The organism is Rhizobium sp. 05N49 (genome assembly GCF_056396805.1).
Genome location: NZ_JBFTME010000037.1, coordinates 1 through 13811 on the forward strand (window position 1 = coordinate 1; position 13811 = coordinate 13811).

Below are 13811 nucleotides of genomic sequence, written 5' to 3' on the forward strand. Positions count from 1 at the left end.
ACGAAACCTCGTGGAGAGATTCTTCAACAAGATCAAACAGTTTCGAGGTATAGCTACTCGCTATGACAAGCGCCCAGAAAATTATCTCGCTGCTGTCAAAATCGTCGCGGCAAGGATCTGGTGTCAGAGTTTATGAGTCGACGGCCTAGGAAACCTCCGCGCCGAAGACCTTCGGCATACACGTCGCGGTCATCGTCCGGGAAGAACCAGTCTGCGAGCCCTGCCCAGAAGCCTGAGCCTTCCGATGCTGTCGTCAATCCTTCGCCGTCGGCCTCGTAGCCGGGCATCAAGCGGACGTCGACAACGCCTGCGCTCTTGAGCTTGTCGATCGCCGCCTCGGCGTCGCTTCTGGAATCGAAAAAGGCCGTTAACGTGCTCTTGGCGCGATTGCCTGTGATGACGGGCGCGCCGTCGTTATAGAGATTGGTCACGAGAGTTCCTCCGAGTTCGTGTGGCAGACCAACGAAGGGAGGAGGCTAATGTTCCGGTCACCCTAGGTCGGATCCATGCATGTCCGAGGAGGGCGCACATCCCGCAGGCAAGCGCGCCGCTCGGGAGGCTGCCGGAACTACGACAATGGACGGCCTCTTGCAGAGAACGCTCTTCGACGGCGACGCAATGGAAATCCTGCCGCTGAACAGAAGATCTTGGGCCGAGTATACGGGCCCGGCCCGTGCGATTACCGTGGCGCCGTGCCTTGATGGACGACGACTGTTGCGGGAGATGCGAGGAATGGCTGTCGTCATAGACGGGTCGGCAGGCATTTAGGCTTTGGAAAGGGTCAGATCGCTCGGACGTTTTAGGCCTTCGACTTGCCGGTCTCCCGATCCTGGCCGAGCTCGTAGGAGACGTCCTGCCCATCGCGCAGTGCGCCACCTTGGACTGCGGAAATATGAACGAAGATGTCCTGTCCGCCGTTCTCTGGTGTGATGAAACCGAAGCCTTTGTCTTCATTGAAAAAACTTTACGGTTCAGTTTGCCGCCTTCGTCCCCCGGTTCGTGGATTGCTGACGTGCATTTGATAGCCGTACCGCCACCATTTCGCAACGGCGGCCCGCCAGGACTTTGGCCGCCCGTCCTCTTTCGAATGAGACGGAAGGAAACGATGGAACTTCGAATGCCAGCAGGGGTTTGCCATCCAAATTATCAAGAGGATGACCTATGACCCTGAAAGCCCTGGCGTTCAACGCGACCTTGAAGCGCAGCGAGAACAAGGAGCCGTCTTCAACCGGACGCATGCTCGACCTCATTGCTGCGGAGATGGCAAAGTCCGGCGTTGAGACAGAGACTATCCGGCTTGCCGATTATGACATCCTGCCGGGCGTCACTTCCGACGAAGGGACCGGCGACGCATGGCCGGCACTCCGCAAAAAGGTGCTTGCAGCCGACATCGTCATATTCGGCACTCCGATCTGGATGGGGCAGCCAGACAGCATTTCCAAGCGCGTCCTCGAGCGCATGGACGCGTTCCTCGAGGAGACCGATGACGAAGGCCGGATGGTCTCCTACGGCAAGGTCGCGGCGGTTGCCGTCGTCGGCAACGAGGACGGTGCCCATCATGTGTCGGCCGAGATGTACCAGGCGCTAAACGACGTCGGCTTTACGATCCCGGCTAATGCCGTCGCCTACTGGGTGGGTGAAGCGATGGGGAGCACGAACTTCGTGGATCTGAAAAAAGTTCCCGAGGAGGTCACGACGATGGTCGAGATGCTCGCCCGAAACACCATTCATCTGGCAAAGCTCCTGAAGTCCAGCCAGTACCCCGGCGAGAAGTAGCCTACCGCTAGCCTAGGTTCCCAACCGAATAGTTTGCAAAGCATCAGAGGAATTCCATCATGCCATTGAACAGCCGCGTCCGCGATATCTTCAAGCCTGAGTTCAAGTTCGGCATGGGCGGCGTCTCGCTCGGCAACGAGTTCAACAAGATCTCCGACAGGCAGGCCGAGGCCGCACTCGAAGCGGCATGGAGCGTCGGCGTGCGATATTACGATGTCGCGCCCTGGTATGGCCTTGGGCTTGCCGAACGGCGCTTCGGGCATTTCCTTCACAATCAGAAGCGATCCGACTACCTGCTGTCCACGAAGGTCGGAAAGCTCCTGAAGGCGTCGAAGGACAACGGCCACGAGAAGATGTACCCGCTGTCGGATTCTCCGAACGACCTCCTCATCGACTACACCGCAGATGGCGTCCGTCGTTCGATCGAGGACAGCCTCCAGCGCCTGGGCGTCGACAGCATCGACATCGCCTTCGTCCACGATCTGTCGCCCGACTTCGCATTCTTTCCGACCCCGTGGGAGGAGCAGTACGAGATCGCCCGCAAAGGCGCCTTTCTCGAACTCACGAAGATGCGGGAAGAGGGCATCATTAAGGGGTGGGGCGTCGGCGTGAACACGCCGATGGCGATCCTCAAAGTGATAGAGGACGCTGATCCGGACGTGTGCCTGTGCGCCCGCCAATATTCGCTGATCGATCACGAGGCTACAGTCGAAAAGCTCTTCCCGAAGGTGCGGGAGAAAGGCGTCGGGCTGGTCATGGGTTCGAGCCTCAACGCCGGCTTTATCGGCGGCAGCCCGCGCTACAACTACGGGGTGGACAACTACAAGATTCCGCCGCAAGTCATCGAGAAGCGCCGCAAGCTGCGGGAAGTCGCCGAACAATTCGGCGTCGATCTTCGAACCGCCGCCATCCAGTTCTCCGCCGCCCCGGACGTCGCCGTCGCCCTCGTGGTTGGCGCCGGCAGCGACCGGCAGATCCGCGAGGACTGGAATTCCCTGCAGACCAAGATCCCCAACTCGTTCTGGCAGGCGCTGAAGGATCGCGGTCTGGTCCACCGCGATGCTGCCGTGCCATCGGTCTGATATCGCGCACTTGCCGGCAATCCATCGGGCGCCATTTCCCTGCAATGGGATCAAGGGGAGGGCGGTCACATGACCGGATGGCTGGCGGAGTATCAGATCGAGATGCGGTTTCTTCCGCATGTCGCAGCACTGCTCTTTGCCTACGTCCTTGCACTTCCCATCGCCTCGAGGCATGGAGAAGGACGATCCCGGGCCGCCGGTCATGGCCTTCATCGACATGGGAGACCGGTTTCTCGCGCTGGTGAAAGGTCGCCATCAACCGCCGGACACGAGCTGACATTTCGGGCTGGTCGTCGACTGCCGCGGACGGGTAGGCGAACTTGCGCTTGCCGCCAAGGCCACGATACTCGACGGCCCTTTCCTGGACTTCCTCGACCCCTGGGGCAATCGCATCGAGGTCGTCGAATACTGCGATCTGCAGTTCACAAAGACGGATGCTGTGTGCGCTTGATGGGTCTTCACCTTGAAAAGACGGACAAGGCGGTGGCGGAAATCCGGAACAAGGAGATGGCTTGAGCGAGCTCGTCCGAAACTCCTTACGAAAGGGATGCAACCCTGATGGAAAAGGATGACCTACGGATAGAGATCCAGCGGCTCGCGGCGGAGGCGGATGCAGATCCCGCATCGACGGTCGATCTGAAGGCGCTGGCCATCCAGCTCTAGCCGAACTTCAACGAATTCTCCGGGGTCGGAACGGCCGGCGCGGCGCTATTAGCCGAATATCGAGGATTTGCGAGATCCGCGTTACGAGGGTGGCTGGGATATCGTTGGTGTCACGCGGTGTGCCGCGCTTCGATACAGCATTTAGTTTCGCGCGTTGTCAGGGGTGTGCAGCGAGGCCCCCGCCTTTTCGGCCGCTGCCCGCAGTCGCTTGTCTCTGGTCCATAGGGCCGCTCGTTTATCGAGGAGAACTGAGGCCAGCAAGTGGGCATCTGTGTAGCCAATGCCCATGCTGAAAATGGCGTGGCGATCAATCATCATCATGACTTCTTCGTGAGTGGCGACGAACGCTTCGCGCTGGGCCGCCAGGAAAGCTATCACGCCAGTGCGCTCCCGAAAGCTGCCAAGTGCGAGCTCTCCGATTACGGCTGAATGGCATAAAAGACGATCGTCTTCAATAATCTTACGCAGCTCTGCATCGGCATGCCGGAAATGATCGATCCAGATGGAAGTGTCGGCAAGTATCACTTGGCAGCTGCGCTCCGGCGGCGTGGGGCTGCCTCCGCATCCGGCATAGTTCCGCCGAGCGCGATGAGGCGTTTTCCCGACTCCACACGAACAAGCGTTTCCAACGCTTGGCGGACCAAAGTGGCGGTTTGTTTCGTGCCGGTTAGGGACCTAGCCCGTTCTATAAGGGTATCGTCGAGATTGATAGTCGATCGCATCGTTTGGTTTCCTGAGTTGATCTTATAAATAGCACCATTTGGTGATGAAATATACGCCTTATCTCCACTCTAATAAGTCCGCCGTCGGATGATGCAATTCCGGCAACGTGTTATTGCCCGGGCGCGGGCACCCTCAGCTCAAGGCAAGTGTGGCCTCGCCAGCGATATGCGTCGACTTCGTACCCTTGAAACCTAAAAACTGCAGGCGCGCGCGGTTTTGTATCCCGTCGACAGAACGATTGCGGAATGGCGGGGTCGGTTGTTCGTATCCCTTCAAGACTTCCAACAGGACCCGCCGACACCTGCAGCACTAACTTCAGGAATATGGGTAGGAAGAAAGTGCGCCGCGCGGGTCCTCGCTGAGCTTGGCGGCAGGGCAGTTTTGCCATCGATGAGCGTTCGTGATCGGTTCGTGCCGAATTGCCCAACTGCTTCGGCCCTATCCCCATGAGCAACCGGCGACATAGATCTAACTCCAGGGTATGAGGCCCCGCAGCGCTTTTAGGTTGTCTTGCCATCGAGAGCGATTAAAAGTCGGAAGGAAAATATGGGCGGTACCGGCGGGAGAAGGCATGGACGAGAATGATGTGAGGAGCGAGCAGCGCTACCGACTTCTGATCGAAGCGATCACTGACTATGCGATCTACATGCTCGACCGGGGCGGCTTCGTGACAAGCTGGAACCCTGGCGCCGAACGGCTGAAGGGATATACGGAACAGGAAATCGTCGGGCGCCACTTCTCAACCTTTTACACGGACGAGGATCGCGCCGCGGAGCTTCCTGCAAGGGCGCTCCGAATCGCTGAGCTGGAGGGCCGTTTCGAGCGCGAAGGTTGGCGTCAGCGGAAGGACGGTTCCCGCTTCTGGGCGAACGTTATCATCGATCCGATCAGGAACGCCGACGGCGAGCTCATCGGTTTCGCAAAAATCACCCGAGATATCAGCGAAAAGCGCGCCGCCCAGGAGGCAATATTCCAAGCGCAAAAAATGGAAGCCGTTGGGCAGTTGACCGGTGGACTCGCACATGACTTCAACAATCTCCTGACGGCGATCCTCGGAAGCCTGGAGATTGCAAAGAAGAGGGCGGTCCGGCCGGATGTGGCGGACCTTATCGAAAATGCCATCCAAGGCGCGCAGCGTGGGGCGACCCTTACCCAGAGGCTGCTCGCTTTCTCCCGCCGCCAGGAGCTTAAGCTCGTTCCCGTCGACGTGTGCAGTCTCGTCACGGGAATGGCAGAGCTCATGCGCCGGGCCATCGGACCGGAAGTCGTGATCACCACTGAATTTCCGCCGGAACTGCCGCTTGTCCGCACGGATACAAACCAGCTTGAGAGCGCGCTTCTCAATCTCGTTGTCAACGCGCGCGACGCCATGCCGGACGGAGGCGAGATCGTGATCGCCGCGGAGCGGAAAGCTATCGAGGCGGGGGCGGTTGCTTTGCTTCCCGCTGGCGAATACCTCTGTCTGTCCGTGAGGGATAAGGGGGAGGGAATGGACGCCGAGACGCTCGCCAATGCCACGACACCCTTTTTTACCACGAAGGGCGTCGGCAAAGGCACTGGACTTGGTCTGCCGATGGTACACGGGCTCATGGCCCAATCCGGCGGTCAGCTCATTCTGAAATCGTCCCCGGGCGAGGGCACGACCGCCGAGCTTTGGCTCCCGATTACAGTTGATGCCGCTACTCCTGCGCTTGCCGAAGAAGTTCCTATCGATCCAGCTCCAACCGCTATGACGGTTCTGGTCGTCGACGACGATCCGCTCGTTCTCATGAACACGGTGCTGTTGCTGGAGGATCTGGGAATGGAAACAATCGAGGCCTCGTCCGGCGAGGAGGCTCTCGCTATCCTGGGTTCGGGGCAGCTTCCCGATGTGGTAGTCACCGACCATGCGATGCCGAAGATGACCGGTGCGCGCCTCTGTGAGGAAATCCACGCGAGGTTTCCCACGCTCCCGGTCGTGCTTGCGACGGGCTATGCGGAACTACCAGAGGGCGCCGGCGACATCAGTGGGGTCGTAAGGCTGTCGAAGCCGTTCAGCCAGAAACAGTTGTCGCGGGCGCTGGCAGAGGCCCGCCAAGGTGGCCGCTGTTTCTGATCGATATCAGCGGGGGTTGAACGGATGCGTTGCGAGGCTGCGATTTGGCTTGATGTGCAGGCGTCGTGCGACTCATCCAGAAGCGAGCATGTCCACCGCTACCGATGTCAGACGCTCCACTTCTCCATGGCGACATCTGAGGGAATAGCGGCACTCCTCTCCGCAATCGCTGTTGGGTTATCTTCGAGAACCTTGCCGCACCTCCTCCCGCGGCACGCTTGCGTTTTGCCTTGGGCCCGTGACGAGAGGCCAAGCAAATCCAAAATCGTACCCAGCCAGAATTTTCTCGATTGGATGCGAGCCCATAAACCGGCTCTGAAGGTTACCGTGAACCAATGAGCGAATGGCATTGTGGGTTCGCTAGTCCAAGGACCGTCAAGATATCTCCATAGATCGAGCCCCATAATGTCGATGTCGTGGGGATGGAAATTGCCGGCGAGTTCGCGATGAAGCTTGCTCGCTTCGGCGACGGAGACCTTGTTTTGGATCGTGATGTGCGGCCGCCACGTCTGCATGTCCTGCGACCCAAACCAGTGGAGGAAATCCCTGCGTAGGCCATCCCCGATCGAGTTCAGCTCCGTGCTTTCGATTGTGAATGCCACGCCGGCTCCGAGATGACGGACGCCGCTAGCGCGGGCTAAGATCGTGCGCGTCTCCTTCTTAACAAATTGAAGGCTTTCGACGATCCTTCCAACCTATTCGCCCGGCAGCCGGTGAAACATCGTCAGATGAGCCCGCAGGAAATTCCGGTCTTTGGGAAAAAAGTTTCTGACGTAGCAGATCGGACGGGATGACATCATGCTCGGCAATTCGGGCGGTCAGGATCATGGGATGGCGTGTCTTCAAATCGGCGGTCCCGACTCATCTAGTAAAGTCAAATCAGTCACAAAAGCGTCTGCTGGGCGAACGGACATTGTCGGTGCTTGCGTTTCTCCTCGCCGCAGACGCTCCGTATCGGCGCTAAAGCCAATGTCCGCGTCGCGGTCCCTTGTGAAGGCAGTGAGTGTCTCCATAGAGAGGCGTTCCCAGCTTTTGCCGCGATCAAGACCCGCCCGAACCCCCGGTAATATGCCCGGCTCAGAACTCCGAAACAGGAGCTTATCCAACGAAGCGGCGTTTAGCTCGTCACGCAGATGATGGGCCGTGACATAGGTATCGGGCATGGCCCGATGGGCGGGCAGGCCGATCTCGTGGATCAGGCCTACAGGGCCTGCGCTGATAACCCAGCATCTGGTTGGAAAACCTTGGAAGCTCCGGCCAGACACGCAAAGCGCATTTCCACGTGCAGATCCAGGGCGTAACACTCGCCAGTCTTGGCGTGCAGTAACGTCGCTGCTCGAAGGCGGCACGGTGTGCGCCAAGTGCGGCGATCGGGTGCGGCGATCATTCGATGGCGGCCGCTGAAGCATGGACTAGAGGTCCCAGATTCAGCCCCGCCACTGCGAGCGGCTTCGACAACTCTGTAGCTTTTTCATCGCGAAAACACTGGCGTGGCGGATGGTGTCACGACCTTACCTTGGTCTATGGTCGAGAGCCATACGTACCTTGCGCGCCAAGTCTCCAAGCGCTGCCGGCTTCTGCAGAAAAATAACACCCTCGTCAAGCACGCCATTGTGGATGACCGCATTGCGGCTATACCCGGTCGTGAACACGACTGGCAGTCCTGGACGCTTGCTCCAGATCTCGTCCGCCAGTTTTCGGCCGTTCATCGGTGCCATGACAATGTCCGTGAACAGGAGCTTCACGTCCGGACGCTCGTGGATGAGTTTCAGGGCTGCAACGGGACCGTCGACCGCCACGACGGGGTATCCCAGCTCCTCCAGCATCTTGGTATGCACTTCGCGGACACTGGCGTCATCCTCCACCAAGAGAACGAGTTCGGTCGCGGAGCCTCGCGGCACGCTTTCGTCTTTCCGCAGCTGCGCCGTCTCGGTCGCTCCGTAATCCCGCGGCAAATAGATCTTCATTGTGGTGCCGAGGCCAACCTCTGAATAGATCTTCATGTGCCCACCGGACTGTCTTGCGAAGCCGAAGACCTGACTGAGGCCCAGCCCTGTTCCCTTGCCGACCGGCTTTGTCGTAAAGAATGGGTCGATCGCCTTTTTTATAATCTCAGGCGCCATACCGCACCCTGTGTCAGTGACGGAGATCATTACATACTGCCCAGGGCGGATATCATGCTCTGCCGCATATGCTTCGTCGATATGCGCGTTTGCTGTCTCGATCGTCAGCTTGCCGCCGTCCGGCATGGCGTCTCGCGCGTTGACGGCGAGGTTGAGAACCGCGTTTTCGAGCTGGTTCGGGTCGGCCTTGGTTCGCCACAGTCCAGCCGCCAGTACCGTCTCTTTCTGAATGGGCTCGCCGAGTGTCGAGGCTAGAATTTCGGCCATATTCGCGACCAGCTTGTTGGCATCGACGGATTGCGGCGACAAAGGTTGTTGCCGTGAGAAGGCGAGCAACCTCTGGGTCAGGGTGGCGGCACGATGCGCTCCGTCCAATGCCGCCTCGAGGAGTTTCGGGAGGTCGTCGAGCGCGCCGCGTGCGATCCGGCGTTGCGCCATATTCAGGCCGCCTATGACCACGGCAAGCATGTTGTTGAAATCATGCGCAACGCCGCCGGTGAGATGACCGAGTGCTTCGATCTTTTGCGCCTGGTGTAGAGCACTCTCCGCAGCACTTTTTTCCTGAACGGCGATGGCGATGCGCTCTTCCAGCGTGGTATTGAGATCTTTCAGCGCGGCGGCCGACCGCTCGGCCGCAGCGCGCGCTTCGAGGAGTTCTTTTTCATAACGGCGCCGGTCGGTGGCGTTGAAGATAGTAATCCGGACGAATTTGACCGCGCCGTCTTCGGCCAGCCTCGCGACCGCATTAACGAGGACCGGCAGACGGGTGCCATCCGCCTTCACCATGTCGAGCGCGACTTCGTTGAAAGCACCCTGCATCGTCAGCAGCGGTGCAAAATGCGTCTCGAAAAAGATTTTCCCAGGCATGGTCAGGAAGTCGATGAACTTGCGGCCGACGATCTTGCCGCCGGACATGCCAAGCCAGGAGCATAGCGTTTTGTTGGCAAGGATGATGCGCCCGTCCGATCCAGCCGAGATGTAGCCGCAGGGCGCATTCTCGAATAGATCCAGCAGGTCGTCTACATTTTGGGGAATGTCCAAGCTGGAGTTCATCAGGCGGCGGCCACGAATGTCTCGATGGCGGCAACGGTCTCTTGGGGGTGACTGAGGTTCGGACAATGGCCCGTCGCCCTCATCAGAACGAGAGTGCTGCCGGGGATCTTGGCGTGAAGATAATGGCCGACCGAGACCGGAGCGATCACGTCCTCCGCACATTGAAGGATCAATGACGGAACCCTCACGTTGTCGAGGTCCGCCCGATTGTCGGCCATGAACGTCGCGCGCGCGAAATGCTTGGCAATTTCCGGGTCGGTCTGGCAGAAACTGTTGGTCAATTCCTCCGAGAGTTCGGGCCGGTCGGTGTTGCCCATGATTACGGGCGCCATTGCCTGCGACCAGCCCATATGGTTGCTGTCAAGAAATTCCAGCAGTTCATCGACTTGTTGCCGGCTGAACCCGCCATGGTAATCGAGATCGTCGATATATCTGGGCGACGGGCCGACGAGCACAAGCCTGGAAAACATCGTCGGCGCCTCTGCAGAAGCGAGCACGCCCATCATGGCGCTGACGGAATGACCGACGAATATGCCATTTTCGATCCCGAGCTCCTTTCCGATCTCGACGATGTCGGCTGCATATCCATCCAGGCTGCTATATTTTTTAAAATCGTAGGCAGACAGATCGGAGCCTCCGGCGCCGACATGGTCAAAAGTCACCACCCGAAAACGGTCCGCAAATCTCGGCGCGACGTACCGCCACATATTCTGGTCGCAACCGAAACCGTGCGCGAACAACATCGTTTGCGAGCCATTGCCGATGACCTTGACGTTGTTCCGATTAACGACTGACATAGAATGCTCCTGGTCTGGCAAGCGATCGGCTTGCGCGCGACCTTGAGCCGCAATTCTGATCTTGGCTTAATATTGTCAGGTCGCGGCTTTAATCAAGTCACGACGCGTGTTGGTGGCGCGCATACTGCGCAGGCCGACAATAATCGATACTGTCAAGCGGCCAAAATCATGCAGATGGTGGCGTCCTCCTTCGGCCGAATGTTCTGGTGGATGCGTCGATTGCCATGATATGGACTCCCCGTTGCCAAACCATGGAAGCTCGATGACCACCCCGGACGATACCACTCCGGCGACCCTCTCCGACCTCCCGCACCTGGCGGAAGCGCTGGACGATGATCGATTTCGCCAGTTCCTCGATCATGTGCCCTTCGCGGTCGCGGTCTCTGAACTGGGCCGCAATGAACGCCTGGTTTACGGCAATATCGAATTCGAGCGGCTGACTGGCCTTTCCGGAAACGATCTCCAGGGGCAGGAGTGGTCCGTGCTTCCCCCAGCCTTGCCTTTGGCGGGCGGGCCGGAATTAGCCCAGGCTTTGTTGCAAAATGAAGAATATCTCGGAACTTTCACACTCGCAGTCGGCGATAAGCACGTGGTCGACGCCTGGTCGAACACCATTGTCGACGACGCTGGCGAGCCGCTGTTTCGTCTTTTGGCAATATCCGTTCGCAATGGCGGCAATGATTTGGCCGCCTTGACAGACGCGTTGATAGAAAAGGACACTTTGCTGAAGGAACTGCAGCACCGGGTCAAAAACAACCTTCAGATGATTACCGCTCTGATCCGGATGGAGGCACGCAATGCGGAGCGAACGAAAGAGAATGCCAGCTTCAACCGGCTCGCCGGACGTATCGAAGCTCTATCGATCCTGTACCGCTCGCTCTATTCCGGGAGCGAGGCCGAGACGGTCGATCTTGGGACCTATGTCAGCCAGATCGCGTCGTCTGTCATGGCCGCTCATGCGGTCGAAGGCATACGCCTGGATATGAAGGTCGACACCTGGCCAGTCTCTGTCAACGTCGCCATGCCCGTCGGTCTCGTGATCAATGAGTTGATGACAAACGCCCTCAAATACGCCTTTATCGGCCGTGACGGAGGCGAGTCCGCTGCACGGTCGATGACGAAGGGTGTAAGGTCCTCGTTGCTGACGATGGTGTCGGCCTTTCGGACAAAAGCGAGTGGCCCCGCCGGGGCAACCTAAGCGCGATGATTGTTCAGTCGGTGAGGCACAATGCCAAGGCCGAGATCGACGTGCAATCCGGACCCGGTCAGGGTATGGCTGTGACGATCATTTTCAAACGAGCGGATGCAACAGGCCTCTAATTGACTTGTTCGGACTGGGGCCTGTCTCGGTCGAGCCGCGGGCCTGATCACGCAGCTCTAGTGGCCATAACGATACTCGGCGGTGCAACAACAGCAGCCTCGCCATCAATAACTTTAGCCAGGTAGGCCAGCGCGTTCTGCAGGCCGTGCATGGTGTAGGGCTTTTCGATCGCGCCGAGCGCGCCTGCAAAGTCCTCGGGAAGACGCTTGATGTTGCCGGAGACGAAAACGAAGGGGATGTGCCGCGTGGCGAGGAAACGGCCGACGTCGATCCCCGTCGGGCCATCGACGAGCGAGATATCGACGAAGGCAAAATCCGGGCGTTCACGCTCAGCAATATCTTTGGCCTCGACACTGGAGGCAGCCTGACCCACGACGTGGTGGCCGGCGATCTCGATCTCGCTTTCGAGTTCAAGGGCTAGAAGAGCCTCGTCCTCAACGATCAGCACCCTCATGCATGCTCCTTTTCGTCGACCATCATCGTCACCCTCACGTCTGTGCTGTGGCCCTCGACCTGTCGTTCGATTTTGGCGTCGAGCTGCCGCGCGCAGGTCTCAAGCATCAGTTTCCCAAAGGCATCGTCCTCGGAATCGACGGGGACCGGCGTCACAGTGTCGGTGATCCTGAACAGGAAGTGTCCGTTTAGTCGTCTCACCTCGAGATGGATTTCGCCGCCGCCGTCGCTCAGTCCGCGCCGGACGGCATCTCCGACAACCTCGTTGACGATCAAGGCGAGGGCCGACGCCTTGGAAGCGGGGACCAGCACTGGACTTAGGTCCGTGGTGAACCTGATGTCGTCACGCTTCAGCGATCCGACGAGGTCGACCACCAGTTCGTTCGCGAACTCTGAGACGTCAAAGCGGCCAACGTCTTCGGCGGTAAACAGCTTGCGCTGAATGGTGCTGAGCGCCTCGACACGGTCGAGAACGGATCGCAGCGTCTTTCGCACCGTCTCATCCGTCGTCATCTTCGCCTGGAGCTTGACGATGGAGGCAATCGTCAAGAGGTTGTTCTTCACCCTGTGATCGACTTCGTGAACCAGCATTGTCTTGGCCTCAAGCGCTTCGGTCAGATCGCGTGTGCGGTTTTCGACTTCCTGTTCCGCCGAATGGCGGGCGCTGGCCAGCTCCGCCTCCTTGCTCTTGATATTGGTGAAATCAAGCTGTGAAGCAAAAAAGTAGATGACCTCGCCGGATGCATCCCTCACCGGACTGACGAACAACGCATTCCAGAACGTCGTGCCATCTTTCCGATAATTGAGGATGTCGACGGCGACACTTTCCTCCGACGCTATCGCTTGGCGGATTTTGGAAATCGTTGCCGGATCGGTCTCCTTCCCTTGAAGCATTCGGCAATTCCTGCCGATGAGTTCATCATTCGAATAGCCCGAGAGGTCATTGAACGCCTTGTTGCAGAAGATGATCGGATTGTCGTGCTGTCGAGGATCCGTGATGATCATCGGCATGCGTGTCGCCTTGAAAGCCGCGGCAAAGGGATCCTCGGACGGATGGCCGTCCACGAGCCGCGTGCCGGCGTCGCGGGCATTTTGCTTGATGCTATCTTGATCTGCCATATTGCCTTCTATGCACCTGGAGAGATGAAATGGCGCTAGGGCACATCATGTTCCAGGTGCTGTAAAATAGCCTGCGCCAACTATCCTGCAAGAGGCGTGATGGTAAGCTGCGAGGCAAAACTGCCTCGAGAATCCCGAAGTTGTTTATCCTAGGCTGTGGCAAGTTTTTGTTTCGAAGGGCATCAGAATATCTACCGCTCTGTCGACCTGATCGCAGTAGCCAAACTAAAGGCAAAGGACGGGTCACCTTTCTTCACTAGCTGGCGGTCAGCGCTCTGATGGTCGCATTTGGTGGTAGGCTCGGCCACAGCGAAGCCGATATCCGCCTTCTTGGGCTCGTCGGCGCCAGGTGCATGATCTAGGCAAGATGACGCTCCCCGACGACAGCCTGACTAAGACCGGCGAACTGATCGCAGAGGAGATGGAGCTTGTTCGAAGGCATCCGCAGCTTGGCTATGAGATAGTATCGAGGGCAGGCACAGCACCAACGGAGGTGCTGGAAATCTGGTGCGATCGTCGATCGCCACCCCTGGGGCGTTCGAATGTCTGGAGCCAAGGGGTCGCCACCGTCCGGGGGTCTTCGTTCGCAGTGAGAGGAGAATGGAC

Annotated in this window: 10 protein-coding genes and 4 pseudogenes; 5 read left to right on the forward strand and 9 right to left on the reverse strand. The window is 58.6% G+C overall.

What is annotated here, in order from left to right; translation table 11 throughout:
• Positions 1 to 136: pseudogene (locus AC1DF8_RS34745) on the forward strand (IS5/IS1182 family transposase); the annotation flags it as partial.
• A 10-nt stretch (positions 137 to 146) separates the two neighbouring features.
• Here AC1DF8_RS34745 and AC1DF8_RS34750 read toward each other — a convergent pair.
• Positions 147 to 431, reverse strand: a pseudogene (locus AC1DF8_RS34750) (hypothetical protein); the annotation flags it as partial.
• 368 nt (positions 432 to 799) lie between these two features.
• Positions 800 to 961: pseudogene (locus AC1DF8_RS34755) on the reverse strand (cold-shock protein); the annotation flags it as partial.
• 200 nt (positions 962 to 1161) lie between these two features.
• Between AC1DF8_RS34755 and AC1DF8_RS34760 the strand changes: the two are divergent.
• Positions 1162 to 1776 carry a flavodoxin family protein gene (locus tag AC1DF8_RS34760; protein ID WP_183882642.1) on the forward strand — a complete coding sequence of 205 codons (615 nt, stop codon included), beginning with the start codon at positions 1162 to 1164 and terminating at the stop codon, positions 1774 to 1776.
• A 59-nt stretch (positions 1777 to 1835) separates the two neighbouring features.
• Positions 1836 to 2858: an aldo/keto reductase gene (locus AC1DF8_RS34765; protein ID WP_113207583.1), complete on the forward strand. Its 1023-nt coding sequence runs from the start codon at positions 1836 to 1838 to the stop codon at positions 2856 to 2858.
• Between the two features lie 804 nt (positions 2859 to 3662).
• Here the strand turns inward: AC1DF8_RS34765 and AC1DF8_RS34770 are convergent.
• Positions 3663 to 4046: a PIN domain-containing protein gene (locus tag AC1DF8_RS34770; RefSeq protein WP_113207582.1), complete on the reverse strand. Its 384-nt coding sequence runs from the start codon at positions 4044 to 4046 to the stop codon at positions 3663 to 3665.
• Positions 4043 to 4243, reverse strand: coding sequence for a type II toxin-antitoxin system VapB family antitoxin (locus AC1DF8_RS34775; protein WP_478157309.1), 201 nt, complete (start codon positions 4241 to 4243; stop codon positions 4043 to 4045). Before AC1DF8_RS34775 ends, AC1DF8_RS34770 begins: the two co-directional genes overlap by 4 nt.
• A 572-nt stretch (positions 4244 to 4815) precedes the next feature.
• Here AC1DF8_RS34775 and AC1DF8_RS34780 point away from each other — a divergent pair.
• Positions 4816 to 6339, forward strand: a complete 1524-nt coding sequence (locus tag AC1DF8_RS34780) for a PAS domain S-box protein (RefSeq protein ID WP_478157311.1) — start codon at positions 4816 to 4818, stop codon at positions 6337 to 6339.
• 107 nt (positions 6340 to 6446) lie between these two features.
• Here AC1DF8_RS34780 and AC1DF8_RS34785 read toward each other — a convergent pair whose 3' ends face one another.
• From AC1DF8_RS34785 to AC1DF8_RS34795, 3 genes are all read right to left on the reverse strand, one after another.
• A complete protein-coding gene (locus tag AC1DF8_RS34785; RefSeq protein ID WP_478157313.1) occupies positions 6447 to 6941 on the reverse strand; it encodes a 2'-5' RNA ligase family protein in 495 nt (164 codons plus the stop codon).
• 909 nt (positions 6942 to 7850) lie between these two features.
• The gene (locus AC1DF8_RS34790) at positions 7851 to 9515 is read right to left on the reverse strand and encodes an ATP-binding protein (RefSeq protein ID WP_478157315.1); all 1665 of its coding nucleotides are present in this window, start codon (positions 9513 to 9515) and stop codon (positions 7851 to 7853) included.
• On the reverse strand, positions 9515 to 10312 hold the full coding sequence (locus AC1DF8_RS34795; protein ID WP_018116033.1) for an alpha/beta fold hydrolase: 798 nt from the start codon (positions 10310 to 10312) through the stop codon (positions 9515 to 9517). Before AC1DF8_RS34795 ends, AC1DF8_RS34790 begins: the two co-directional genes overlap by 1 nt.
• A 262-nt stretch (positions 10313 to 10574) precedes the next feature.
• On the opposite strand from AC1DF8_RS34795, the pseudogene AC1DF8_RS34800 reads away from it, so the two are divergent.
• Positions 10575 to 11632, forward strand: a pseudogene (locus AC1DF8_RS34800) (sensor histidine kinase).
• A 47-nt stretch (positions 11633 to 11679) separates the two neighbouring features.
• On the opposite strand, the gene AC1DF8_RS34805 reads toward AC1DF8_RS34800, so the two are convergent.
• Complete coding sequence (locus tag AC1DF8_RS34805; RefSeq protein ID WP_018116036.1) at positions 11680 to 12087, reverse strand: response regulator; 408 nt, start codon at positions 12085 to 12087, stop codon at positions 11680 to 11682.
• A complete protein-coding gene (locus tag AC1DF8_RS34810; protein ID WP_113207578.1) occupies positions 12084 to 13205 on the reverse strand; it encodes a PAS domain-containing protein in 1122 nt (373 codons plus the stop codon). The genes AC1DF8_RS34805 and AC1DF8_RS34810 overlap by 4 nt, the downstream gene beginning before the upstream one ends.
• Between the last annotated feature and the right edge of the window lie 606 nt (positions 13206 to 13811).